This is a genomic window from bacterium (genome assembly GCA_024742285.1).
Lineage (GTDB): Bacteria > Myxococcota_A > UBA9160 > UBA9160 > UBA4427 > UBA4427.
In genome coordinates, this window is record JANSYR010000004.1 from 55696 (window position 1) to 79873 (window position 24178).

The following is a 24178-nucleotide window of genomic DNA, read 5'->3' on the forward strand; positions in this document are numbered from 1 at the left end:
CCGATGTGCAGGCCCCCGGGAGCCGTCGCTCAGGTCCGGCGCGGGTCGACGTGGAGCGGGAAGTAGAGATGGAAGGCCGTGCCTTCGCCTTGCGCGCTCTCGACGCGGAGCCCGCCCTGCGCGGACTTCACGAACGCAGCGACGCTCGCGAGACCGAGGCCGGTCCCCTCGCCGGGCGCCTTGGTCGTGAAGAAGGGCTCGAAGACCCGGGGCAGGACGTCGGCGGGGATCCCGCAGCCATCGTCCCACACCGTCAGGCGAACGTGGTCGCCGGGCCGCAGCCCGGGGATCGGGTCGGCCTCCCCCGTCTCGTCCTGGCCCGACGCGTCGATGCGCACGACCCGCGTCGAGAGGTCGAAGTGCCCACCCTCGCCGACGGCTGCGCGCGCGTTGGCGGCCAGGTTCAGGAGTGCCGATTCGAGCCGACCGCGATCGAGGCGCACCGGCGCAGGCGTCGGGCCCGGGTCGATCGCACACTCGATTCCGCGCCCGAGCACCTGGCGGACCCTCCCCGACAGCGACGCGATCGTGTCGCCGAGATCGAGGGTCTCGATCCCGTCGTGCTCCCGACGGCCGAATCGAAGGAGCTCGTCCACCACGGTCGCGGCCCGCTGGGCGGCGGCGCAGAGCTCCGCGAAGTCCTCGTGGCCCCGGTCGCCGGGCTTCAGGTCGAGCTCGAACCCGAGCAGCTCGCCGTAGCCCAGGATCGCGGTCAGGATGTTGTTCAGGTCGTGGGCCGTCGTGCTCGTCATCCGGCCGATCGTCTCGAGGCGCGATTGGTGCGCCCTCGCCTGTCGCAGGGTCGCGAGGTCGCCCTCGAGGAGGATCCGGTCGAGGGCCAGGCCCACGAGTCGACCGAGATGCTCGGCCCGGTCCAGGGTCGCCAGCCGGTCCGCTCCCGCCTGCGCAGTCGCGGCGACGCCGAAGACGCCGAGGAGTCCTCGGGGCGAGGGGCACGGTACGAGCAGCACCGGGTGGGCACGTCGCCAGCCGAGCAGCGTCGCCCCTTCGCGCGCCTTCCCGATCGCGGTCGCCGGCCCCGTCGGCAGGTAGGCGATTCGCCCGGCGGTCAACGCGTCCCGTACGGCCGACTGCGCCTCGAGGTCGAGCCGCGCCGGAAGCGCCGAGAAGGATCGCGGCCCCGTCGACGGGGGGGCGAGCCAGCGCTCCGCATGCTCGAAGCCGCCGGCGGACCCGTCGGTCCCCGTCCGCCCGAAGCCCACGGCGACCATCGCGTCGGCCGCGAAGAAATCGACGACCTCGGCCCGCAGTCCGAGGCCGAGGGTCTCGAGGGCGAGCGCGATCGTGCCTTCGATCGTGCCGCCGTCCGGGTCGACGAGGCGCAGCGACAGTCGCTGGATCGCGGCTTCGAAGTCACGCCCGGGCGGCTCCGTCGGAGCCCCGGCGACCGGCCGGCCGCGGCGCTCCACACCTCCCGGCTCCCCGGCCTCGGCGATCTCCATCAGCAGCGAACTGGACATGACTCCCGACCCCTCTCGGCAGCGACTCCCGGAATCGCCCCCATGAAAAGGATGTCGTCGGGTCCGCGAGCAGGCTTTAGTGTTGCCGCAGCTTTCCACGGTCATTGGAATCCGATTCACCCCGGGCGCACAGGCATCCTCTGGAGGCCGTATCCGGGTTTTTCCCCGGCTTTTCGTTCTCCATCCAAAAGGGGTACCCTCGGCGCCGTTTCGACCCCCCTTCCGGGGCTGGGCTTCCGATCTGGAAAGGCGCGTGACTCCGCGCCACCTCCACCCCCCTCGACTCCCCGGCGAACCCCGCACGAGCGACCAGCGATCACCATGGGCAGCGTCTACGGCCATCTCTTCCGCATCTCCACCTTCGGCGAGTCCCACGGCGGCGGCGTCGGGGTGATCCTCGAGGGGTGCCCGCCCCGGCTCGAGATCGACATCGCCGAGATCCAGCGCGACCTCGACCGGCGGCGCCCCGGCCAGAGCGTCCTGACGACGCCCCGGCAGGAAGAGGATCGGGCCGAGATCCTGTCCGGTGTCTTCGAGGGTCGGACGCTGGGAACCCCGATCGCGATGCTCGTGCGGAACAAGGACGCGCGTCCTTCCGCCTACGACGAGATGCGCGAGACGTATCGCCCCTCCCACGCCGACTACACGACCGACGCCAAGTACGGGATCCGGAACTGGCAGGGCGGCGGCCGCGCCAGCGCGCGAGAGACGATCGGGCGGGTCGCGGCGGGCGCGATCGCGCGCAAGCTCCTCCGCGAGTACGCCGGCGTCGAGGTCCTCTCGTGGGTCCGGCGCGTGAAGGACATCGACTCGAAGGTGGACCCGGAGACGGTCACGCTCGAGGAGATCGAATCGAACGACGTGCGCTGTCCCGACGCGGACGCCGCCGAGAAGATGTACGCGCTGATCGACGAGGCCCGGCGCGACGGCGACAGCGTCGGCGGCGTGGTCGAGTGCGTCGCGCGGGGCGTCCCGGTCGGGCTCGGAGACCCGGTCTTCGACAAGCTCGAGGCGGATCTCGCCAAGGCGATGATGTCGCTGCCCGCCGCCAAGGGCTTCGAGATCGGCTCGGGCTTCGAGGGCACGCTGCTCACGGGCAGCGAGCACAACGATCCCTTCGAGATCGACGGCGAGGGGCGGACGAGAACGTCGACGAATCGCTCCGGCGGCGTCCAGGGCGGCATCAGCAACGGGGAAGCGATCACCCTGCGGATCGCCTTCAAGCCGACCGCGACGATCCGGACCGAGCAGCAGACCGTCACGTCGGGCGGCGAGGAGACGACCCTCGCGGCCCGGGGACGACACGATCCCTGCGTGCTCCCGCGTGCAGTGCCGATGGTCGAGGCGATGGTCTGCCTGACCCTCGCGGATCACTGGCTGCGGCAGCACGGCCAGGACGTCATCCCGCGAGAAGACTGAGCGCGCTCCGGACGGCTCGGCCCCGCACGCTCAGTAGGCCTCGCCATCCAAGAGGATCGCGATCGCCGCGGGACGGGAATCGGGATGGACCTTCCTCGCGGACGCCCCGGATTTCCGCAGCCGTCCGAAGCCCTTCGCGCTGGGACGCGTATCCTTCCCGTGGCGCCTGCCCCCGACCGATGGCAGCGCGGAGAGGATCTCTTCCATGGCCAACGAATGGGCACAGCTGGCCAGCTACGGATCGCTCGTCGAAGCGGAGCTCGATCGCGCGCGACTCGAGCAAGCGGGCATCGAAGCGAGAACGGCGAGTGACGACGTGGGCGGCGCCTACCCGGTCCTCCAGGGCCACGGCTGCAGGCTCTTCGTTCGTGCGGAGGATCGGGGGCGGGCCTGGGCGCTCCTGGCCGACGCTCCCGCGCCACCGCCGGAGGTCGAGTCGCCGGACGTCCTCGCCGCCGCGGAAGACCAGGTCGCGAACCACGAAGGCAGAAGGCTCACGCGCTTCGAACCGCTCGACGTTCTGCTGATCTTCCTGCTGCTCTTCTTCGCTCTCGCGCTCGCCTCGTCGGCGACCGCCGTGCAAGAGGAGACCCGCGTCACCCTCGATACGACCGATGGCCTCCAGACGAACGGCGTCATCGTCCGTGCGGCCGAATTCGGGGGCCGCCGAGCCGTCGAAGTCACGATGGAGAGCGATTTCGCCGGCGGCGACTCGAACACGATCGCCCTCGTCGAGGGCATCGATTTTCGGGACGGAACCATCGAGTTCGACGTCGCGAGTGGCGTCAACCCCGAGAGCTGGTTTCTCGTGAAGTGGATCGCGCGCGGCTTCGCCGGCATCGCCTTCCGCGTTGCCGACGACCTCTCGCGCTTCGAGTCGATCTACCTGCGGCCGACCAACGGCGACGCCGAGGACCCGGTCCGGCGGTCACACGCCGTCCAGTACTTCTCCTACCCCGACTGGGACTTCGCGCGTTTCCGCGAGGAGTCCCCGGGCGTCTACGAAGCGCCCGCTCCGATCGGACCCGATCGCTGGATCCACGTGCGCGTCGAAGTCGCCGGATCCATGGCGCGCCTCTACGTCGACGACACGCCCGAACCCGTCCTCGTCGTGAACGACCTGAAGCTCGGCCCCGACGCCCGCGGCGGCATCGCCCTCTTCGTCGACGCCGGCACCAGCGCCTGGTTCTCGAACCTGGTGGTCACGCCGGCACGCTAGTCGGCGAGATGCGCTGCCTGGTACGCCTGAATCCGAGCGTCGTCGCCTTCGTTCACGAGATCGGCGAAGAACCGGATCCGATCGCCCTCGAACTCGACGCGTTCCGTTCCGCTGAAGACGAGATCCGGCTTGCCGGCGAGGCTGTAGGTCCCGCGCCAGTCGAAGGTGACGGTGTCGTCGACGGCCACCGGCGCGCCGAGGAGTTCCGTCTTTCGTGCGTCGAAGCGCCGATCGAGCTCGTCAACGCTCGCCTTCAGCTGGGCGAGGACCGCGTCGCGCCCTTCCCAACGGCCGCCGAGGGGTGGGCCGCCGGTGACTTCGTAGACGGCGTCCTCGGTCAGGAAACCTTCGAGTCGACTCCAGTCGTCGTCGGCGAAGGACTTTTCGAAGGCGGCGGCGAACTCGATGAAGCGCTGGATGGGGTTCAACGGAAGCTCCTGCGCGGGCGCACGGGACGCGGGCCGAGCGTAGCAGGACGTCGGGACGCCCTGCGGCATACTGAGGCCGCGCGTTGACGCGCTGAGGGGAACGACGCGCGATGACGCCGAAGACGCCGCCCGCCGAAGTCGCGATCGACGAGGGCCTCGTCCGGCGTCTCCTTCGAGCGCAGCATCCCGACCTCGAGGACCGGACCCTCGCCCTGGTCGGCGAGGGCTGGGACAACGCGATGTACCGACTCGGCGACGACCTCGTCGTTCGCCTGCCCCGACGCGAAGTGGCCGCGAAGCTCGTGCGGCACGAGCAGCGCGCGCTCGCGACCCTCGCGCCCCGGCTGCCGATTCCGATCCCGACGCCCGTGCGGCGGGGCGTGCCCGGCGAGGCCTACCCCTGGGCCTGGAGCGTGATCCCCTGGTTCGACGGCGAAGAGGCCGTGTCCTCACCGCCGCCGGACGGAGACGCGGAACGCTTCGTCGAGTTCCTCCGCGCTCTCCACGCGCCTGCCCCCCCGGACGCGCCCGAGAACTCCGTGCGCGGCATCCCGCTCGTCCAGCGGGCCGAGGCCGTCGAGACCTGGTTCGCAGAGCTCCGCCGAGAGACCGACGTCGTCACACCCACGATCGAGGCGGCCTGGGCGGACGCGGTCGCTGCACCGATCGCGGAGATCGACGTCTGGCTCCACGGCGATCTGCACGGCCGCAACGTCCTGATTCGCGACGGCCGCTTCGCCGCGATCATCGATTGGGGCGACGTCACGAGTGGCGACGCCGCCTGTGACCTCGCATCGATCTGGATGTTGTTCGAGGACCCGGCGGTCCGCGCGGACGCACTCGATCGCTACGGCGCGGACGAAGCGCTCCGGCGGCGCGCGCTCGGCTCCGCGATCAGCTTCGCCGCGGTGCTCCTCGCGCACGGGCGTCGGGACGCCCCGCTCCTCGCCCGGATCGGTGCGAACACGTTCCGCCGGGTCGAGACGGACCTCGCCTAGCAGGCGATCTCCCGTCAGGGCAGCAGTGTGAAGCCCGCGATCGCGGACGCCAGCGCGGACGCGATCGCCGCACCCGCCGCGATCCGATGGACGTCACGTGCCCCCGCCTTTCCGCTCGCGAGCGCTCGACCGCTCCAACCCGTCCAGAGGAAGAGGCCGAGCACGATCAGTCCGAGAATCGCGTGAAAGCTGTCGAAGACGCCGCGCTCGCGGAAGTAGAGCATCGACGGCGGGCCGGCGGCGAAGCCGACGACGACCATCGCGATCGCGGACTTCCCGAATCGGAGATGACGCGCTCGAAGCGCGCGTCCGGGCGGTTGCCCCTTCGCGCGACGGCGACGGATCTCCAGACCCATTCGAGCGGTCGCGATCGCCAGCGCGATCGAGACGACCATCCAGAGTGGATGGGCGAAGGCGAGGACGCGCTGCCAGGTCTCCACGATGTCGCCGACGGGAGACGCGCCTACTCGATCTTGTAGACCGAGTCGGGGGGCAGGTTCGCGACGAGGCTCTCCATCGCCTTCTCGAGGTAGCTCTCGTCGCGGGACTCGAGCGTCAGCATCACGCGGTAGTGCTCCTCGTTGATCCGCGGGTAGCTGCCGAGCATCAGCTCGGGGAACTCGCGCAGCAGCGCGTTCAGGATCTCGGCGATGTCGCTCTCCGCCGGACGGACGTAGAACTTCTTCAGCTGGAAAGGCACGCCGCTGAAACGATCCGAGAGCGAGTGGAACTTCTTCTCGAAGAGCTCCGGGATCCCCGGGAAGACGTGCACGTTCTCGACGATCACGACCGGAAACCAGAGCCCGCCCACGTCGATGATCTCCGCGCCGGTCGGGATGATCGCCATCTTCTTCATCGCGTCGTTCAGCGGTTTGTCCGAATAACGCGCCATCCGGTCGACCATCGACTGGTTCATCTCCAGCTCGCGATCGAAGGCCTTCGCGACCCCGTCCATCGTCATGTCGTCGTGGGTCGGACCGATCCCGCCGGACGTGAAGACGAAGTCGAAGCGTTCCGACATGTCCCGGGTCTCGCGGGCGATCAGGTCGATGTCGTCGGGGATCGTCAGGATTCGCTCGAGATCGACGCCCAGCTTCCGCAGCTCCACGGCGAGGAACGCCGAGTTGGTATCGCGCACCTTGCCCGAGAGGATTTCGTTGCCGATGACGAGAAGTGCCGCGGTGGCCATGGCCAGAATCGTAACCCAGCCGGACGCGGCCGGGGGCTCCCCAGAGGCGTCCTCCGCCGACCCGGGTTCCATTCCCTAGACTCCGGCGATGCGTTGCCGAGTCCGATTCCTGCCCTCCGAGAAGGAGCTCGAAATCGAAGCCGGGGAGTTGACCCTCCTCGAGGCGACCCGTGCCGTCGGCCTTCCGATCGCGAGCGCCTGCGGCGAGAACGGGGCTTGTGCGCGATGCGGGCTCGAGATCGTCGAAGGCGCGGACGCGATCGAAGCGCCATCTGATCGAGAGGTGCGCATCAAGGAACGCAATCGCATCGACGAGACTCTCCGCCTGGCCTGCCGCGTACGGCCGAGCGGCGACGTCACCGTTCGCGCGGCGTACTGGTAGGCGGAGGGAGGAACGAATGAGCGTCCCCCGCCGAGCCCTCCTGATCGTCGACCATGGCAGTCGCAACGAGAACGCGAACCGGGCCATCTCCGACTTCGCAGGCCGAATCGCCGAAGCCCGACCGGATTGGCGGGTCGCCCACGCGCACATGGAGCTGGCGCAGCCCGACGTGTCGTCGACGATCGATGCCCTCGTCGAAGACGGCGTGAACGAGATCCACGTCCATCTGCATTTCCTGGGTCGCGGCTATCACGTCCGCGAAACGATCCCCGAGCTGATGGACGCCGCGCGCGCCCGCCATGCGGAGCTCCGCATCACGATCTCCGATCCGATCGGTGAACACCCGCGCCTGGTCGAGATCGTGCTCGAGAGCCTCAGCCCGGCCGAAGGCTGAGCCCGACGCCTGCACGGCCTCAACGTCGCGCGTCGCGCCAGATCTCGTACGCGTAGAGCGCGGAGACTGCGAGCGCGTGGTCGATGCCGATCTCGCGCACGACGGCGCGAAGGTTCGTCACCGGAAGCAGCTCGAAGGTCGTGTGCTCCGTCGACTCGTTCCGGATCACGTCGACCTGCTCGCACTCGAGGGCGAGCTGCATGTGGACACGATTGCCGAAGAGCGCGGGATTCGGATTGAGCGAGCCGAGATCCTCGAGCCGGCCCGCGCGGAATCCGGTCTCCTCGAGCAGCTCCCGACCTGCCGCCTGCGCGGGCGTCTCGCCCGGGTCGATCAGACCCCCTGGAATCTCGAGGGTGACGGTCCGCGACCCGTGCCGGAACTGACGGACGAGGACGAGATGTTCGTCGCGCGTGAGGGCCACGACGTTCACCCAATCCGGCGACTCGATCCGGTAGAAAGGATGCGCATCGCCGGTCCGCGGCGATTCCATCGTCGCGCGATGGACGTCGAAGACCTTGCAGTGCTGGAGGTGTTCCTCGTCGACGACACGCCAGGCGGGCGGCGGTGCGATCGGGGGGTTCGAGCGGTCATCGGAGTCGGATTCGGCCATCGATCGAGGCTACCACGCACGCCCGGGAAACCCGGCGTTCGCGGCCCCCGGTGCTAACTTGCGCCGCGCCTCGACCCCCAGGAAGGCTCGCCCGATTGTCCTCCTCGTCCACCGAAGCCCGAAGCCTGCTCGAACGCGGCGGACACCTCTACATGGTGGGCTGCGCGGTCTTCGTCGGCCTCGCGGGCGCGCTGGGCGCGGTCCTGTTCCGGCTGATGATCCGCCTGATCCAGGGCCTCTTCTTCGAGGGGACCGCCGGCGTCGCAGCCGTCTTCGAGGAAGGGATCGCCGCCGAGACGCGCGACCCCCTCGACGTCGCGCAGCAGCTCGCCTGGTACTGGCGGATCGCCATCCCCGCCGCCGGTGGCGCCCTCGTCGGCCCGCTCATCTACTTCTTCGCTCGGGAAGCCCGGGGTCACGGGATCCCCGAGGTCATGAAGGCGGTCGCGATTCGCGGCGGCGTGATTCGCGCGCGGATCGTCGGCGTGAAGGCGCTCGCCTCCGCCCTCTCGATCGGGACCGGCGGCTCGGTCGGCCGCGAGGGTCCGATCGTCCAGATCGGCTCCGCCTTCGGCTCGACGATCGGGCAGAAGCTCCAGCTGAATGCCGCCGGGGTTCGCACCCTCGTGGGCTGCGGTGCGGCCGCGGGCATCTCGGCCACGTTCAACGCCCCGATCGCCGGCGCGATCTTCGCGGCGGAGATCATCGTCGGCGACTTCGCCGTCACCCAGTTCACGCCGATCGTGATCAGCTCGGTCGTCGCGTCCGTGGTCACCCGATACGCGATCGGCAACCACCCGGCGTTCCCGGTTCCGGACTACGAGATCGTGAGCCCCTTCGAGCTCGGACCCTACATGGTCGCCGGCATCGTCGCGGGTCTCGTCGCCGTCGCATTCATCCGCACGCTCACCTTCGCCGAAGACACCTTCGAGCGCGTGCCGCTCCCCGAGTGGTCGAAGGCGACGGTCGGCGGCGCGCTCGTCGGCCTGATGGCCGTCTGGCTGCCGAACGTCTACGGCGTCGGCTACACGACGATCTCCGGCGCTCTGACCGGTCAGCTCGCGGCGGGCCTGATGGGTCTCCTCGTCGTCGCGAAGATCGTCGCCACGTCCATCACGATCGGCTCCGGCGGCTCGGGCGGCGTCTTCGCGCCCTCCCTCTTCCTGGGCGCGACCGCCGGCGGCGTCGTCGGCTACCTGGTCGAGCAGTATTTCCCGGGCGCGACCGCGACGAGCGGCGCGTACGCGCTCGTCACGATGGGGGCCGTCGTCGCGGCGGCGACCCACGCGCCGGTCTCGGCGATCATCATCATCTTCGAGCTGACGCAGACGATCGACATCATCCCGGCGCTGATGACCGCCTGCGTGATCTCGACCCTCGTCGCCCAGCTCTCCTACCGCGACTCGATCTACACGACGAAGCTACGCCGCCAGGGCGTCGACATCTTCGAGAAGCAGAACCCGAACGTGCTCAAGGACCTCTCGGTCCGCGACGTGATCGTGCTCGACCCGGTGGTGATCCCGGCGAGCGCCGACTTCAAGACGATCCTCGACCTGGTCGTCGCCAGTCCGCACAACCAGTTCTACGTGGCGAGCCTCTCCGGCGCGCACATGGGTGCGATTTCGCTGCAGGAGATCCGACGCCTGATCTACGAGCAGGACGCGCTCCAGCACGTCGTCGTCGCCGGCGACCTGGTCGATTCGAGCCATCCGTCGGTGACCGACGACGTGGATCTCTCGGTCGTGATGTCGATCTTCAGCTCGAGCCACGTCGACGAGATCGCGGTCGTGAACGCCGACGACCCCAAGAAGCTCGTCGGCACGATCCGCGAGAAGGACGTGATCGAAGCGAGCCACACCGAGCAGCTCCGTCGGGATCTGGCCGGCGGAATGCAGACGAGTCTCCGCGCCGCCGGCGCGGGACAGACCGTCGACCTCGGCGACGGCCATCAGCTGCGCGAGATCATGGCGCCACCCCACGTCGTCGGGCGGTCGCTGCGCAAGCTCGGCCTGCGCGAGCGGCTAGGCGTCCAGATCCTGCTCGTGCGATCCCGGAGATCCGACGGCTCGACGCACCTGCGCGTGCCCCACGGCGAAGACGTCCTCGTCGAGGGTGACGCGGTGATCGTCGCGGGAACGACGCAGGCCCTCGACATGCTCGACGCGCTCTCGACGCAGCCGCCGCCGGAGACGACGCTCTAGCGGACGCGCGCGTCGAGCATGTCGTATCGGCCAATGATGGCCGATTTTTCGGCCAAGATTGGCCGGCCTTTCGTGCGAGCGGCCCTCTCGTGCCGTTCAGTCGCGTCTGGGACGCCACCCATCCTGGCATGCACCTTGCTCTCTCTATTGGGCGTCAAGAACGCTCAACAGGAGGAAGCCATGAACATCCAGAGCCATCCGATCCCAGAAGCCCCGAAGCCCGTCGGCGCGATGCCGATGACACGGCGCCGAAACGGACGGGCGCCGCGGACCGTCGTCCACGCGGGTCCGCTGGTGCTCGCCCGAGACGGCGCGCCCAGGGGACTCGAGCGGTACCTCGAACGCGAGGAAGACCGTGAGCTCATCCTTCTCCATGGCGGCCAGTCTACCCTCAAGGAGATCGCCCGCGAGTCCGGCGTGAACGCCGTGCGGCTCGAAGAGATGGCCCACCATGAGGAGGAAGCGGCCGCCGCCGACATGGCGATCGCCCTCGGAGCGGAGCAGCTCGAGTTCGCCATCGACGACCCCTGTCTCCTGAACGACTCGGGGCGACCCGTTCGCGAGCTGACGGCCTACGAGGCGCGCGCCTACGCGGCGGACGCTCGGGTCCCCAAGCGAATCCGAGCGAAGCTCGACGCCGGCTGTTCGGCACTCGACCGGGGACTGATGAAGGTCCGGATCGGCCACCCGGCCGCGCTCGACCGCGAGCGCGCGACGATCGTCTTCCCGGATCCGCCGCTCCACTTCGGTGTCGAGCTCCGCGAGCCCGAGGAGCCGGAGCCAGCCGAAGCGCGCGAAGGCGACCATCCGAAACGCGACGAGCGCGACCGGTCGCCGATCAGCGAGCCGACCCGAACGCCCGAGCAGCCCGCGCTCGATCTGCGCGCCCATCGCCGGCCGAAGCGCGTGTCCCGCCGCGCCGACATGCGCTGCGAGATCGGATCGCGCAGGCCGACGCCGTTCCCCGATCTCCCCGAGCCCTACGCCACCTATTCGATCGGTTCGACCCGAGCGCCGAGTCGCACGCGGCGGCGCCTCGCGCGGCGCTCGTAGGACCCGCCTTCCCGACGGCCATCGACCCGGAACGAACGAACCGAACCCAGCGAGGAAACACCATGCGAACGATGTATGCGACTGCGATCGAACACCACCGGCACCAGGAGGACGGCTTCCGGCCCCAGCTGGTGCGCTGGAAGAATCTGCTGCGTCCCCACGTCGGACCGATCGGAACGCTTCGCTGGGTGCTCCGGGAGAACCTCGCGGCGGGCCGCGCGAGCGACGACGCAGCGGTCTCGGTCGTCTTCCAGACCTTCGAGCCTGCGCTCCCCGACTGGCGGATCGCGCACGTCTTCGAGCGCGAGCGCCGGGCCGGTCGACCGGTCCACTTCGAGCTGGTCGCGGCGCCGCCCGACTCGCTCGTGGTCTCGCTCGCCTCGCGGCGGAGCTGGGCGCGTCGGGTCGTCGCGCTCGACGGCGTCACGATGCAGATCGAACCGACCTTCCACTGTTTCGCGGAGGTCGACGATCCCGAGACGTGGCGTGAGACCGTCGCAGGCGCCGTCCGCAAGGACGACGTCGACGACCTGGGCCGCTTCCTGTCCCTCCATCCCTGATCGCGCGTGCGTGCGAGACCCGTCGTGCGCACGACAGCGCTACGCTCCCTCCCATCTTGGGCAGGAGCAACCGGCACGTCGAGTCCCAGAAGACGCACGACCCCGAGCGGACCGTGGTCGTCGCCTCGAACGTGCTCGCTGACCACCTGAGCGCGAGCGCACTCGACGTCGTGGCCTGGCCGGGCGATGCGGGCAACGACGCACCGCGGGTCGCGCTCGTCGACGTCCGAGACCGCGATCGCGGAGCCGCGCAGGACCGGGTGGATGAGATTCGTCGGCGCTGGCCCCTCGTCGACGTGCTGGTGATCGCCCCGGAGGCCTCTGGGTCCGACGTTCGGGACTTCCTGCGCTCGGGCGTGAAGGACGTGCTCGTCGACGACGATTCGGTGGAGGCGATCGAGCGCGCCGTCGAGGCGACGCTCGATGCTCAACGGATCCTTCCGGTCGTGGACGAACTAGCGCGCTCGCGCGTCCGCACCTCCCGCTTCGAAGGCATGTTGAGCCGCAGCCAGGAGATGTGGGACGTCTTCGAGACTTGCGCCCGCGTCGCGCCGAGTGATGCCAACGTGTTGATCTTCGGCGAGACGGGCACGGGCAAGGAGCTCCTCGCCCGTGCGATCCACAAGCGTTCGGGTCGTGCCGGGCGCTTCGTCGCCATCAACTGCTCGAGCCTCCCCGAAGCCCTCGTCGAATCCGAGCTCTTCGGACACGAGCGCGGCGCGTTCACCGGCGCCGCGCGCGCGCGGCGCGGCATCTTCGCTGCCGGCGCCGGCGGGACCGTCTTTCTCGACGAGATCGGTGACATGTCACCGAGCGCGCAGCAGAGTCTGCTCCGTACCCTCGAGACCCGAACGATCCGCCCGGTGGGCGGGACCGAGGAGATCCCGGTCGACGTGCGCGTCGTCGCTGCGACGCACGTGAACCTCGACGATGCCGTCGCCGAGAACGCGTTTCGCGAGGACCTCTTCTATCGACTCGACGTGATCCGGCTGATCGTCCCGCCGCTTCGCGAGCGCCCCGAGGACGCGGTGTTCCTGTTCGCGCACTTCCTCAAGCGATTCGCGCGCCAGTACGGCGTCGAGCCACCCCGTATCCAGTCAGCGGCGCTGGAGCGCCTCTCCTCGTATCCGTGGCCCGGCAACGTGCGTGAGGTGGAGAACTTCGCCGAGCGGGTCACGCTGCGCAGGCGACGCAACCTGACGGTCAGGGACGTCGAAGAGTGGATCCGACCGGTCGGCCTCGCGAACGGAAGCGAGTCGAACGAGTCGGCCCACGCACGAACGACCTCCGAGCCCGCTCCCGAGCGGCTCCAACTCGACACGCGGGAGCCCCTCGCCTCCGCGGTCGCACCGATCGTCGCGGACCTCGAGCGCGAGTACCTCCGAACCGTGCTCTCGGAGTGTCGCGGAAGCATCCAGGACACTGCGGCCCGGTCCGGTCTCTCGAGAAGGACCCTGCAGCGAAAGATGAAGGCGCTCGGTCTCCGCAAGGAAGACTTTCGCGATACGTGATGGAAGGGTCCGAGCGCAAGCCCTCCCGACTCGCGACCGACGTCTCCGACGGGCGGCGCCGGCTCCACTTCGTCGCGGGCAACGCCCTGGAGTTCTACGACTGCGGCAAGCGCGCCTTCCCGGCCATGCTTTCGGCGCTCACGGGAGCCACCCGGTCGATCAGCCTCGAGATCTACACGCTCCGCTCCGATCGCATCGGATCGCAGGTGATCGACATCCTCGAGGAACGAGCACGTGCCGGCGTCCATGTGCGACTCGTCTACGACGCGATCGGCTCGATCGGACTCGGCTCACGCCGAATCGCGTCGCTTCTCGAATCCGGGGTCGAGGTCGGCTCGTTCAACCCGCCCTGGCGTGGCCTCTCCGCGCTTCGCGCCGTTCGACGTCGAGATCATCGCAAGCTGTCGATCATCGACGGCGAAGTCGCCTTCCTGGGCGGACTGAACCTCGGAGACGAGTACGACGGATTTCCGTCGCCGGACGAAGGCCAGCCGGTGTGGCGGGATACGCATCTCCGCCTGCGCGGACCGATCGTGTCCGAGCTCGAACGCGCTTTCGAGGGTTCGTGGCGACGAACGACCTCGAAGCCGGACCGGATCCGAGCCGCGGCGAAGACGCTCGCGAGCGGCCGTTCGGAGAACGACGTGATGATGGGATCCGCCGGTCGCGCCCGCGTGGCCGTGGTCGCAGACGGCCGGCGCCGGGAGAATCGTCGGACGGCGCGACTGTTGGCCCGCGCGATCGACGCGTCGCGAGAGTCCATCCGGATCACGAGTCCGTACTTCGCTCCGAGCGCGCGAATCCGCAGGGCGCTTCGCCGGGCCGCGGCCCGAGGCGTCGGGGTCGAGATCCTCACGGCCGGCGAGACGGACCATCGGATCCTTCGCTGGGCGCATCATGCGACGGCGACGCCGCTGCTCGAAGCGGGCGTTCGGCTCTTCGAGTTCGCGCCGGCCATGATGCACGCGAAGTGCAGCGTGTTCGACGAACGTCTCGCGATCGTCGGCAGCTCCAATCTCGATCGGCAGAGCCTGCTCCACAGCTTCGAGCTCAACGTCGTGATCGACGACGAGCCGGCCGCTCGCGAGATCCGTTCGCTGATCGGGCGAGACCTGGACCATTCCCACGAGATCACCATCGCGGACCTCCAGCGACGGACGCGGTGGCGGCGGGTCCGTGACCTCGTGGCGGCCCGCTTCGTCGCCGCACTGCTCTGAGCGCCACCGAACCGTGCGTCTACGAGCGCGACCTCGCGATCCGAGGAAAGGCGCCGGAACGGACGCCCGGTGCCGTCTTCGCTAGCTGCGCTCCGAGAGCGTCAGCTCGACCCCGGCTTCGCCGGGCGTGAGCCCTTCGACGACCGGGCTCGAGATGTCCCCCGGGCCGCGGGTCATCGCATTCCCGTCCGCATCGAGCCTCGCGGAGAGCGAGATCGGCCCGGCGAACTGCATCGTCGGGATCATCACGTTCTCCGGCCCGATCGAGAAGGAGAGCGGGAAGTCCGGGTCCGGGATCCGGAGCACGGCCAGCGGCGGCCCACCCGTCGCCCCCTGCGGCCGGGCGATCACGAAGAGCACGCCCTGATCCGGACGCGCCATCGCGAGCTCCGGGGCGAGCGCGATCTCGCCCAGGATCGCGCCGCCGGCGCCGGCGCCACGGGCGGCGGTGGTCGCCGCGGGCGGGGCCGGCCCTTCGGCGCGCGTCGGCGGAACCGCCCCGCGCGGCGTCGCGCCTTCATTCTCGCTCTGCCCCTCCGCCGAGCCCACGCCACCGGGCGGGCCCGGAAAGATGCGCGCGAGGTCGGGTTCACGCGGCTCTTCGCCGGGCGCATAGGGCTCGATGTTCCGGTCGCAGCCCGAGACGGACGCTGCAAGCGCGAGCAGCAGAAGTCCGCCGCGAAGAATCGGGGTCTTTCGGCCACGATTCAGGACCTTCGGGCCGAGGCTTCGCGCAGATCGGACGGAATTCGACATGCGGCGCACCTTAGCGCGGCCGCTCCCGGCGACCACGAAACGGGACGTTGCTCTGCTTTCGAGCCTGGGGATCAAGCGAGGCGCGCGATCGACCGCTGTGAAGATGCGTGAAGACGGCCGCCTGGATTCTGCTGAGCGCCGCCTGCCTGGCGTTCCCCGCCGCCGCCGAGACGCGGTCCCGCGCGTGCGCGGGGGGCCAGACCCTCGCCGGCGGCCCGATCGACGAGACCGTCTTCGCGCGCGCCGCGTCGCGGGGCGTTCGCGCAGAATGGTGCGAGCAGTACGACGCGCTCGGGCAAGCCGTCCGGGTCGGCCTGTATCGGGAACGCTATCCGGACGGCGGCGTCCGCCTGGTCGCGCGCTACGTCGACGGTCGGCTCACGGGACCGGTCGTCGCGTACCACGCGGGCGGAGCGGTCTTCCTCCGCGGAGAGCTCGCCGCCGGTCGCTGGCGCGGCCGACTGTCCCTTCATCACCCGAATGGCGAGCTCTTCTGGACGGGCGCGTTCGAAGGCGGTCGACTCGACGGCCGCGTCGAGCTCCGGCATCCGGACGGCGGCCTCGCCGCCGAGATGCGCTTCCAGAACGGCCGCGAGGACGGCCGCGCCCGGAGCTTCTACCCCGCGGCACGCGGCGGCGGGATCCAGAGCGAGGTCCACGTCGAGGCGGATGCGCTCGTCGGGATCCACCGCGTCTTCGACGTGAACGGCCACGTCCGCCTGCAGGCGGATCGCGATCGCGCGCCCGCGAGCTGGCCCACCGCCCAGCCCGTCGCCACCCCCGCCGGTGGGGACGGGACGCCGAACGCGCCGCGCCGTGCGCGGGGCACCCGGCCCAGCGCGAACGAGCGCCCGCCGGCCGCCGGAATCCGCGACCCCCGCTGATCGATCGTGCCCGAGTGGGGTACGCTCGGCTTTCCTGCTCGATCGTGCCGTGCGACTGCCAGCGCGAGCCGATCGTTCGTTGCCTGGGGGTGGTCGGTTCGCGCGAGCGGCCGACCTGAGAGCAGACCCTTCGAACCTGATCGTCGTCGCCGAAGGCGACACGCGTAGGGAAGGCCGTCATGTCCGCCGATTCCAGTCCGTCCTCCGAGAACCTCGCACTCCTGGCCAGCCGCTTCGGCCTGCCCGGACTCGGGAACAATCCTTCCTCTTCACTGCTCGGCACGACACCGGGCAGCTTCGCGAACCCGCCGGAGATCGGCGGCGCGCGGACCTTCTCCTCGCCGGACACCCCCGGCATGCCGAAGCCGTCCGACAAGACCGCGTGGGATTTCATGCCGCCGGACTGGACGGAGCTTCCGGGAGACGAGCGCTGCGCCGAGTCGGTGCATCCCGAGTTCGCCCCGGCGAACGCCTATCGCTTCGCCGCGCCGAACGGCTTCGAGCCGATCACCCAGCTCGAGCACGCGCGGCTCGGGAACGTGACGCCCGAGATGAAGCGAGTCGCGCAGCGCGAGCCGCATCTCTCTCCCGAGGAAGTGCGCGACGAGGTCGCGGCGGGACGCATGGTGATCCCCGCCAACAAGGTCCATCTCCAGCACGACCTCGACCCGATGGCGATCGGCCGTGCGTCGCTCACGAAGGTCAACGCGAACATGGGCGCGTCGCCGATCTCGAGTGGCACCCACGAAGAAATCGAGAAGCTCCGCTGGGCCGAGCGCTGGGAAGCGGACACCGTGATGGACCTCTCTACGGGCGGCGACGTCGACGCGACCCGCAAAGCGATCTGCGGGGCGTCCACCGTGCCGATCGGGACGGTGCCGATCTACTCGATGATCCTCGACAAGAAGATCGAAGACCTCGACAAGCACACCGTCCTCGAGACCCTGGAGCACCAGGCCCGACAGGGCGTCGACTACTTCACGATCCACGCCGGCGTGCGCCGGGAACACCTGCCCTACGTGGCCAACCGCCTGATCGGAATCGTGAGCCGCGGCGGGAGCTTGCTCGCGAAGTGGATGATCCACCACGAGCAGGAGAACCTGATGACGCAGATCTGGGACGACATCTGCGAACTGGTTCGCAAATACGATGTGACCTTCTCGATCGGCGACGGGCTCCGTCCGGGCGGCCTCTCCGACGCGACGGACCTGGCGCAGCTCGGCGAGCTGCAGGCCCTCGGCGAGCTGACCGAGCAGGCGTGGCGACATGGCTGCCAGGTCATGATCGAAGGTCCGGGCCACGTCCCGTTCGACCAGATCGAGTTCAACATGAAGCTGCAGCGCCGGCTCTGTCACGGCGCGCCCTTCTACGTGCTGGGCCCGCTCGTGACCGACATCTTCCCCGGCTACGACCACATCACGAGCGCGATCGGCGCGACGAGCGCGGCGTATCACGGGGCTTCGATGCTGTGTTACGTCACGCCCAAAGAGCACCTCGGCCTTCCCAAGAAGGACGACGTCAAGCAGGGCTGCGTCGCGTACAAGATCGCGGCCCACGCGGCGGACGTGGCGCTCGGGATCCCCGCCGCGCGAGATCGCGACGACGAGCTGACCAAGGCCCGCGCCGCCCTCAACTGGGAGAAGCACTTCGAGCTCTCCTTCGACCCCGACCTGGCTCGCGCCTATCACGACGAAGACCTCGACGTCGACACCGACTTCTGCGCGATGTGTGGTCACGACTGGTGCTCGGTCCGGATCTCCAAGGAGATCACGCTCTTCGTCTCGGGCAAGGACGAGGACTACCAGTGGGACAAGCCGAAGATCTCCGAAGCACTGAACGACGAGCAGAAGGCGATCCTCGAACAGCGCGGCGTCCTCTCGCCCGACGAGATCCATCGCCTCGCGTCGAAGACGAAGGGCGCGATGGCGAACGAAGGTCGCAAGGCCGCCTGCCACAGTGACCTCGTCGACGACGAGGCCGCCGCCCATCTCCAGAACGAGCGCCTCGACCCGGTCACGCTCGAGCCGATCGAGCCGTCGGCGTAGGCCGAGCGCCGATGCTCTCCCGGACGGTCCTGCGGACGTCGCTCTGGCTTGCCCTCGGCAGCTGGGTCGGTGCCTGGGCGTTCTTCGCGTTCGTCGTGTCGCGCCTGGCGTTCCAGGTGCTCCCGGGCGACCTCGCCGGACAGATGGCGGGCGCGCTCCTCACGGTGCTCCACCATGGAGGCGCGATCGCCGCGTTCGTCGTGGTGGGCACGGGGATCGGCCTCGATCGGCGCGGCTGGGTCATCGGCCTGCCCGCCCTCCTCGGGCTCCTGTGCCTGGGGTCCGAGTGGTTCCTTTCGCCGCAGGTCGCGGCGGTCAGTCCGATCTCCCTCGGCGCCGAGAACACGATCGAGACGCAGCAGCGCTTCCGCCTGCTCCACCGGATCTCGCTCGGCCTCTTCCTGGTCATCCATCTCGCCTCGGTGGTGTTGGTCTGGGGCCACGCCCGACTCGAGACCCGCGCCGAACGCGTCGATTCGTAGGCGTTCCCGACCGTAAGGCCCCGAAATTGCGGGAAAAATGGATAGCCCCGCCCGCGCCGTTGGTGTATCCTCCGCGGCCAATCAGAATTCCGCTGCAATTCCAGATACTTGCGGCTGATTCGGTTCGAGCTCGAGGGCTCGCTCCTGTCGTGGAGTGCGCTCCATTGGCCGCTTGCTCGACGAATCGGCTCTCAGCGACAGACAGCGAACCGTCGTGAACCGGTCCGGGCGCACGCGGTCGAATGCGAAGAGCGAGTCCGTAGTAGATCCGAGAGAGCAGCGTGGCGCGACCGCGCCAGATCGACACTGGGCGAAGAGCGCGGCGACGACCGACCCGATCGGCCGCCGCGCGAGGACGGAAAGAGAACGATGGACGAGATCAAGATCAAGTTCGCACTCGAAATCACCATCAGCGAGAGCGACCTCGAGGACGGCCTGGCCGAATACGATGAGCTGAGCGTCGACTCCCTGATCAGCCAGATCCTCGACAAGTCGATCGCCGTCGACGACATCAACTGCAAGGTCGTCGAAGGCCCGAACAACCTCGAAGAGGTCGACGAGCTCCGCGCGGCTTCGAACGCGGGCTGACTTTTTTATCCGCCGGATCCAAGCACTTCGGCCGGACGCGGAGCCGGCGGCCTTCCGCCGAGCACTTCGGCCGGACGCGGAGCCGACGGCCTTCCACCGGGCACTTCGGCCGGACGCGGAGCCGATGGCCTTCCACCGGGCACTTCGCTCGGACGCGGAGCCGGCGGCCTTCCACCGGGTGCTCGATCGGGCGACGTGCCGCGGCCTTCGACTCGAAGCTCGTCCGGCCGAACGAGGCGAGTCCTCGAATCCAGCGCCGGATCGGGTGCCAGGCGACCGATTCCGACTCTCCGGCGCCGGGGCTAGCCGAAGAGTTCGAGCTGGCCGGATTGCGGCGACGTCTTCGGACTCGAGGTCGGAGCGGCCGGCTTGCGACGACGCGTGGGTCGCGCCGCGACCGTGACCCGGGCGGCGAAGACGTCGAGCTGGACCGGACCCGTCTCGGGTTTCGGCCGAGCGCGGGGCGCGGGTCGGGCTCGCACCGCCGCGGGATCGGGGCCGGGTCGGTAGATGCCCTCGCGCCGAGCCCACTCCAGGATCTGTGCGTAGAAAGCCTGGAAGCGGGGGCCATGGTTGAAGTGGCGCAGGTGCGCGAGCTCATGGCAGAGGGTGTTGACCAGGCTCGAGTACTTGAGCGGCTGCTTCGTCGTCACGTGGGTGAGGCGGATCCGGATCGTGCCGTCCGAGAAGCAGACGCCGTAGCGCCGTTTCACGTTGGCCCGCTCAGGCTCCAGGACGCGGTAGCGCAAGCGGAAGCGGGCGCAGATGCGCAGCGCATCGCGCTCGAGCCTCGCCATGAGCTCCTTCTTGGCCCGCTTGTCCACCTCGAGATGCCCCCAGGGCGGGATTGTCGGGATCCCGAGTCCCAGCGTCAACGCCGAGACGCAGCCGGACCGCAGGAGCGACTCGGGCGCTTTCGCCGCCGCGCCGCCTGCATGGCCCCCCACCACGCCTGCACCGGGCGGCTAAGCTTCGCACAGCGATGCAGACCATCGAATCCCTCGCGCTCTTCCCGCTTTCGGACGTGGTCCTCCTCCCGGAGGTCTCGGTCCCGCTCTACATCTTCGAGCCGCGCTACCGCCAGATGACCCGGGACGCGCTCGAAGGTTCGATGCAGATCGGGATGGTCACGGTTCGCCCGGACAGCGTGGGCGAGATGGCCGGCGATCCGCCGATCTTCGACATCGGCTGCGTCGGACGAATCGCCCACGCGCAGCAGCGACCCGACGGCACGTACCAGATCATGCTGATCGGAGAGAGCCGCTTCCGGATCCTGGAAGAGGACGAGCGGGATGGAGAGCAGCTCTATCGCAGCGCCCGAGTCGCCCTGCTCGAGGACACGGTCCCGACGACCGAGGCCGACTTGTCGTCGATGGTGGTCGCACGCGACACATTGCTCGAGCTCGTCGACCGTCTGATCCGACGCATCGGTTCCGCCGAGGATCCCGCCCGCGCGATGGAGGCCTTCGAAAAGCTCGAGTCGCCGCGACTGGTGAACGCGCTCGCGCAGTCGATCGCCTTCAGTCCGATCGAACGCCAACAGCTGATCGAAGCCGACTCGGTCGTCGGACGCTGCGAAACCCTGTCCGAATTGTTGCGCTTTCGTCTGGCGGCGACGGGGATCCCGGACGACGGCTCGGCGCCGCTCCCGAACTGAGTCGGGCGCTCATCTGACGCCACAACAAATCGAGAATCTTGGAGTAAGCGTGAGAGAAATCGCGTTTCCTTCAGATCGCGATTTCGGAAACGGCGGTTGTTCCGCGCGTGACGGGCGCGTGAATTCGGTTCCGGATGTGCGTCGAAAGCCCTCGAATCACATTGGAAATCGGAATCGAAACACTGGTTAGATGCCGTCTCGGGGGCGGTTCTGGGTGTTTATCTAATGTGTCACCTGGGCGGGTCGATCGGAGTCGCGTTTCGTTGCGCATCCCGGGATCTCGTGGTTAATTCGTTTCCGTTCGGTTGGACCTACGACGAATCGAGTGAGACCCGGCGTGAACCCGCTGAAATCCCCCAGAATCCGACTTCGATCCGCGATTTCGAGGGCCGGTCCCCACATCTCGCCGCGCCACTTCTGAACATGCCAGCAGCCCCGATCGTCCCTCTTCGTCCCGCGGTTCCGCCCCCGCGGCCTCCCCGTTTGGCCCCCTCGAATGACCTTTTCGCCCAAGGTCTGGGGCGACGCTTTGCGTCGACTCCAGAACGAGACTCCTGACTTCGCCTTCGACGCCTGGATTGCTCCGCTCCAGGCCAAGAGGGCGATGGACCAGACGACGGGCCGTGACCGGGTCGTCCTCGGTTGCCCGAACTCGTTCCATCGCGACCGGATCCGTCTCCACCATCTCGACGCGATCGAACGCGCGATCGGGGAAGCGCTCTGCGCCGACGCCGAGACCCGCGCGCCCGCCAACGCAGCCTCTCACGCGTCCGGCGCGCCCGGTCCCGAACACGGGCTCGGGCTTCCCATCGAGCTGCTCGCCGCCGCCGAGTTCAAGGCCGTCGAAGGCCAGAGCATCGAAGCCCGGGTCGGCATGCGCCGCGTCGGTCACGCACGCGCCGCCGAGGCGGTCAACGGACCGACGACGTCGGGCGCCGCACCCGCCACACGGCGCACGCCGCCGTCGACTCCGCCCGGCGAGCCGACGGAAGTGCGTCCGACCCTGCGCGCACTGCCGAGCCCGAGCGCGGAGGCCCTGCCGCGAGGCAAGCGGGTGGACCCGGTGCGCAACGATGCGGTCACCGCACCCGACCCGCCGGACGGGCCGCGCTTCGATCTCGACGGCCAGCCGGCTCCGCGGTCGCGCGGCGGCGCGTCGGAGCCCGCCTTCTCCTTCGAGAGCTTCATCGTGGGGCCCTGCAACGCCCTCGCCCGCGAAGCGACGATCGCCCTCGCGCGGCAGCGCCAGCAGAGCCTGAACCTGCTGTACCTCGCGGGGCTGTCCGGCATGGGCAAGACGCACCTCGCGAAGGCGGCCGCCGAAGAGGCGCGGCTGGACCTCGCGAGTCGCTCCGCGCGGCGCGGCGCCGAGCCGGACGCACGTCGTCCGGGCGCCCAGCGAGCCCGCGTGCTCTACACGACCGCAGAGCAGTTCACGACCGACTTCGTCTCGGCGATGCGCAACGGACGCAGCGAGGCCTGGGCCGCGCGCTACCGGGGCCCGATCGCGCTGCTCGTCGTCGAAGACGTCCAGTTCCTCTCGGGCCGGACCAAGACTCAGCAGGAGCTCTACCACACGATCGCCCACGTCCTCGAGTCCGGCGGACGCGTGCTCCTGACCGGTGACCGCTCGCCGCGGGACCTGACCGGCCTCGACGACGCGCTCCGCGCCCAGGTCGGCCGTGGCTTCATCGCCGAGCTCGATCGGCCCGACCCGATCGTCCGACGCCACATCCTGCGCGCCAAGGCGGCCGCCGGTGGCGTCCACCTTCCCCCCGACTGCCTCGAGCGACTGGTGGATGCGACCGAGTGCTCGGCCACGGGGAAGGGGCTCGGCTCGAGCGTGACCGAGATCGAGTCGTTGCTGATCCAGGTCGTGACGACCGCGTCGCTTCTGTCACGCCCGATCGACGCCGCCCTGGTCCAGGAAGCGATCGACGTGAAGTCGGGGGGCGCCGCGGCCCTCGCGCCGCGTCAGGTCGCCGTCCCCGAGATCGTCAAGGCGGTCGCCGCCTTCTTCGGGACGCGCCCCGAGGCGCTCGCGTCCCGGTCGCGTCGTCGCGACGTCCTGGTCCCGCGCCAGCTCGCGATGTACCTCGCCGATCGCTACACGAGCGCTTCCTATACCGAGATCGGTCGTGCCCTCGGCCGCGATCATCCCTCGGTCGCGAACGCGATCAAGAAGATCGAGCGGCAGATCCTCGAGAATGCCCCGGTGCGGTATCAGGTCGAGGCGCTCTCCGAGAAGATCGACGCTCTTCTGGCGGACGCGTAGCGTCCTGTCGATCGCGGGCGCGATCGACCGCTGAAGGCTCGGTCCCCAAACGCGCGCGGACAGGTCCGGGCCGTGCGCCCTCGTCCGCCCCCTCCTAGAAGTGGAGGACGAGGCCGCCACCGTACGACACGTAGTCGAGGTCCTCGACGTCGTCTCGCGGAAGCAGGTAGTCGACCCCGAGGTCGATCGCGATGTTCCTGGTCACGAAGAACTCGGCGCCGCCCCCGAAGCGAATCACCGGGCCGGTGGCGTCATCGTTCACCGAGGTGGCGGTCAGCTCGGTGCGCATCACGCCGACGCCGAACAGCGCGTAGGGCTGGAAGCGCCCCGTCGCCGCGTAGAGCTTCGCGTTCACGGTCGCCGTGATCGAATCGAGTTCGGCGACGGGATTCCCGAAGAAGAACCCTTCCACCGCGATCTCCGCCGAGTCGAGGTAGTCGAACTGGGCTTCGACCGCGACGTGGTCTCCCGCGCGATAGCCGAGGACCGCGTCGAAGCCCGCCACGTCATCGATGTCCACTTCGACGAAGCCGCCCAACTCGTCCTCGAGCTCGTTCTCCGCGACCGTGTAGGTCGCACCCATCGCGCGGACACCGAGATAGAAGCCCGGAGAAGCCATGTCGCTCGTGTCCTCGCGGGCCTCTCCGAGTGACGGTGCGCCGAGTCCGAAGAACATCAGCACGAGCGCGATGCGAAGACTGGATCGTGAGATCCGGGGGGCAGCAGCGGAGTCGGCAGGAAAGAACACGGGCGGATCCTCTTCGGAGCACGAAGCCGGGGGAGGCATGCTGATCTCGACAGGCGCAGAGGTCCGAAGCCTCGTCGA

General features: G+C 69.2%; 24 protein-coding genes. 16 read left to right on the plus strand and 8 right to left on the minus strand.

What is annotated here, in order from left to right:
* Positions 1-29: 29 nt before the first annotated feature.
* The gene (locus tag NXI30_09085; protein ID MCR9094358.1) at positions 30-1481 is read right to left on the minus strand and encodes an ATP-binding protein; all 1452 of its coding nucleotides are present in this window, start codon (positions 1479-1481) and stop codon (positions 30-32) included.
* Between the two features lie 321 nt (positions 1482-1802).
* Between NXI30_09085 and aroC the strand changes: the two genes are divergently transcribed.
* Both aroC and NXI30_09095 read left to right on the plus strand, forming a co-directional pair.
* A complete protein-coding gene (gene aroC / locus NXI30_09090) occupies positions 1803-2900 on the plus strand; it encodes a chorismate synthase (GenBank protein MCR9094359.1) in 1098 nt (365 codons plus the stop codon).
* Positions 2901-3105: 205 nt separating this feature from the next.
* Complete coding sequence (locus tag NXI30_09095; protein ID MCR9094360.1) at positions 3106-4119, plus strand: DUF2007 domain-containing protein; 1014 nt, start codon at positions 3106-3108, stop codon at positions 4117-4119.
* On the opposite strand, the gene NXI30_09100 is transcribed toward NXI30_09095, so the two are convergent.
* Positions 4116-4547 (minus strand): nuclear transport factor 2 family protein, encoded by a 432-nt coding sequence (locus NXI30_09100; protein MCR9094361.1) that lies wholly within the window; start codon positions 4545-4547, stop codon positions 4116-4118. The two genes, NXI30_09095 and NXI30_09100, sit on opposite strands and share 4 nt — an antisense overlap.
* A gap of 110 nt (positions 4548-4657) precedes the next feature.
* Here NXI30_09100 and NXI30_09105 point away from each other — a divergent pair, with 110 nt between their 5' ends.
* A complete protein-coding gene (locus NXI30_09105) occupies positions 4658-5545 on the plus strand; it encodes an aminoglycoside phosphotransferase family protein (protein ID MCR9094362.1) in 888 nt (295 codons plus the stop codon).
* Between the two features lie 14 nt (positions 5546-5559).
* On the opposite strand, the gene NXI30_09110 is transcribed toward NXI30_09105, so the two are convergent.
* Complete coding sequence (locus tag NXI30_09110) at positions 5560-5985, minus strand: DUF4079 domain-containing protein (GenBank protein ID MCR9094363.1); 426 nt, start codon at positions 5983-5985, stop codon at positions 5560-5562.
* A gap of 23 nt (positions 5986-6008) precedes the next feature.
* A complete protein-coding gene (locus tag NXI30_09115; protein ID MCR9094364.1) occupies positions 6009-6734 on the minus strand; it encodes a competence/damage-inducible protein A in 726 nt (241 codons plus the stop codon).
* Positions 6735-6822: 88 nt separating this feature from the next.
* On the opposite strand from NXI30_09115, the gene NXI30_09120 reads away from it, so the two are divergent.
* Together NXI30_09120 and NXI30_09125 are read left to right on the plus strand one after the other, a co-directional pair.
* Positions 6823-7116 carry a 2Fe-2S iron-sulfur cluster-binding protein gene (locus NXI30_09120; protein MCR9094365.1) on the plus strand — a complete coding sequence of 98 codons (294 nt, stop codon included), beginning with the start codon at positions 6823-6825 and terminating at the stop codon, positions 7114-7116.
* Positions 7117-7132: 16 nt separating this feature from the next.
* Positions 7133-7510, plus strand: coding sequence for a CbiX/SirB N-terminal domain-containing protein (locus NXI30_09125; GenBank protein ID MCR9094366.1), 378 nt, complete (start codon positions 7133-7135; stop codon positions 7508-7510).
* A 19-nt stretch (positions 7511-7529) separates the two neighbouring features.
* Here the strand turns inward: NXI30_09125 and NXI30_09130 are convergent, their stop codons facing one another.
* Positions 7530-8123: an NUDIX hydrolase gene (locus NXI30_09130; GenBank protein ID MCR9094367.1), complete on the minus strand. Its 594-nt coding sequence runs from the start codon at positions 8121-8123 to the stop codon at positions 7530-7532.
* A gap of 95 nt (positions 8124-8218) precedes the next feature.
* On the opposite strand from NXI30_09130, the gene NXI30_09135 reads away from it, so the two are divergent.
* The 5 genes from NXI30_09135 (at position 8219) to NXI30_09155 (ending at position 14665) form a co-directional block, all read left to right on the plus strand.
* Positions 8219-10324, plus strand: a complete 2106-nt coding sequence (locus tag NXI30_09135; protein ID MCR9094368.1) for a chloride channel protein — start codon at positions 8219-8221, stop codon at positions 10322-10324.
* Between the two features lie 180 nt (positions 10325-10504).
* Positions 10505-11377 carry a hypothetical protein gene (locus tag NXI30_09140; protein MCR9094369.1) on the plus strand — a complete coding sequence of 291 codons (873 nt, stop codon included), beginning with the start codon at positions 10505-10507 and terminating at the stop codon, positions 11375-11377.
* 62 nt (positions 11378-11439) lie between these two features.
* The gene (locus tag NXI30_09145; protein ID MCR9094370.1) at positions 11440-11937 is read left to right on the plus strand and encodes a hypothetical protein; all 498 of its coding nucleotides are present in this window, start codon (positions 11440-11442) and stop codon (positions 11935-11937) included.
* A 56-nt stretch (positions 11938-11993) separates the two neighbouring features.
* Complete coding sequence (locus tag NXI30_09150) at positions 11994-13448, plus strand: sigma-54 dependent transcriptional regulator (protein ID MCR9094371.1); 1455 nt, start codon at positions 11994-11996, stop codon at positions 13446-13448.
* On the plus strand, positions 13448-14665 hold the full coding sequence (locus NXI30_09155) for a phospholipase D-like domain-containing protein (GenBank protein MCR9094372.1): 1218 nt from the start codon (positions 13448-13450) through the stop codon (positions 14663-14665). Before NXI30_09150 ends, NXI30_09155 begins: the two co-directional genes overlap by 1 nt.
* Before the next feature lie 81 nt (positions 14666-14746).
* Here NXI30_09155 and NXI30_09160 read toward each other — a convergent pair whose 3' ends face one another.
* A complete protein-coding gene (locus NXI30_09160) occupies positions 14747-15421 on the minus strand; it encodes a hypothetical protein (protein MCR9094373.1) in 675 nt (224 codons plus the stop codon).
* Positions 15422-15528: 107 nt separating this feature from the next.
* Here NXI30_09160 and NXI30_09165 point away from each other — a divergent pair, with 107 nt between their 5' ends.
* From NXI30_09165 to NXI30_09180, 4 genes are all read left to right on the plus strand, one after another.
* On the plus strand, positions 15529-16305 hold the full coding sequence (locus tag NXI30_09165; GenBank protein ID MCR9094374.1) for a hypothetical protein: 777 nt from the start codon (positions 15529-15531) through the stop codon (positions 16303-16305).
* Between the two features lie 356 nt (positions 16306-16661).
* Positions 16662-18350, plus strand: coding sequence for a phosphomethylpyrimidine synthase ThiC (thiC, locus tag NXI30_09170; protein MCR9094375.1), 1689 nt, complete (start codon positions 16662-16664; stop codon positions 18348-18350).
* Positions 18351-18361: 11 nt separating this feature from the next.
* Positions 18362-18832, plus strand: coding sequence for a DUF4149 domain-containing protein (locus NXI30_09175; protein ID MCR9094376.1), 471 nt, complete (start codon positions 18362-18364; stop codon positions 18830-18832).
* 369 nt (positions 18833-19201) lie between these two features.
* Positions 19202-19420 (plus strand): hypothetical protein, encoded by a 219-nt coding sequence (locus NXI30_09180; GenBank protein MCR9094377.1) that lies wholly within the window; start codon positions 19202-19204, stop codon positions 19418-19420.
* A gap of 302 nt (positions 19421-19722) precedes the next feature.
* Here NXI30_09180 and NXI30_09185 read toward each other — a convergent pair whose 3' ends face one another.
* Entirely contained in the window at positions 19723-20367 is a 645-nt protein-coding gene (locus NXI30_09185; protein MCR9094378.1) for a M48 family metallopeptidase, read from the minus strand.
* A gap of 35 nt (positions 20368-20402) precedes the next feature.
* Here NXI30_09185 and NXI30_09190 point away from each other — a divergent pair, with 35 nt between their 5' ends.
* Both NXI30_09190 and NXI30_09195 read left to right on the plus strand, forming a co-directional pair.
* Positions 20403-21077 (plus strand): LON peptidase substrate-binding domain-containing protein, encoded by a 675-nt coding sequence (locus tag NXI30_09190; protein ID MCR9094379.1) that lies wholly within the window; start codon positions 20403-20405, stop codon positions 21075-21077.
* Between the two features lie 496 nt (positions 21078-21573).
* On the plus strand, positions 21574-23352 hold the full coding sequence (locus NXI30_09195) for a DnaA/Hda family protein (GenBank protein ID MCR9094380.1): 1779 nt from the start codon (positions 21574-21576) through the stop codon (positions 23350-23352).
* 94 nt (positions 23353-23446) lie between these two features.
* Here the strand turns inward: NXI30_09195 and NXI30_09200 are convergent, their stop codons facing one another.
* Positions 23447-24028: a porin family protein gene (locus NXI30_09200; protein MCR9094381.1), complete on the minus strand. Its 582-nt coding sequence runs from the start codon at positions 24026-24028 to the stop codon at positions 23447-23449.
* Between the last annotated feature and the right edge of the window lie 150 nt (positions 24029-24178).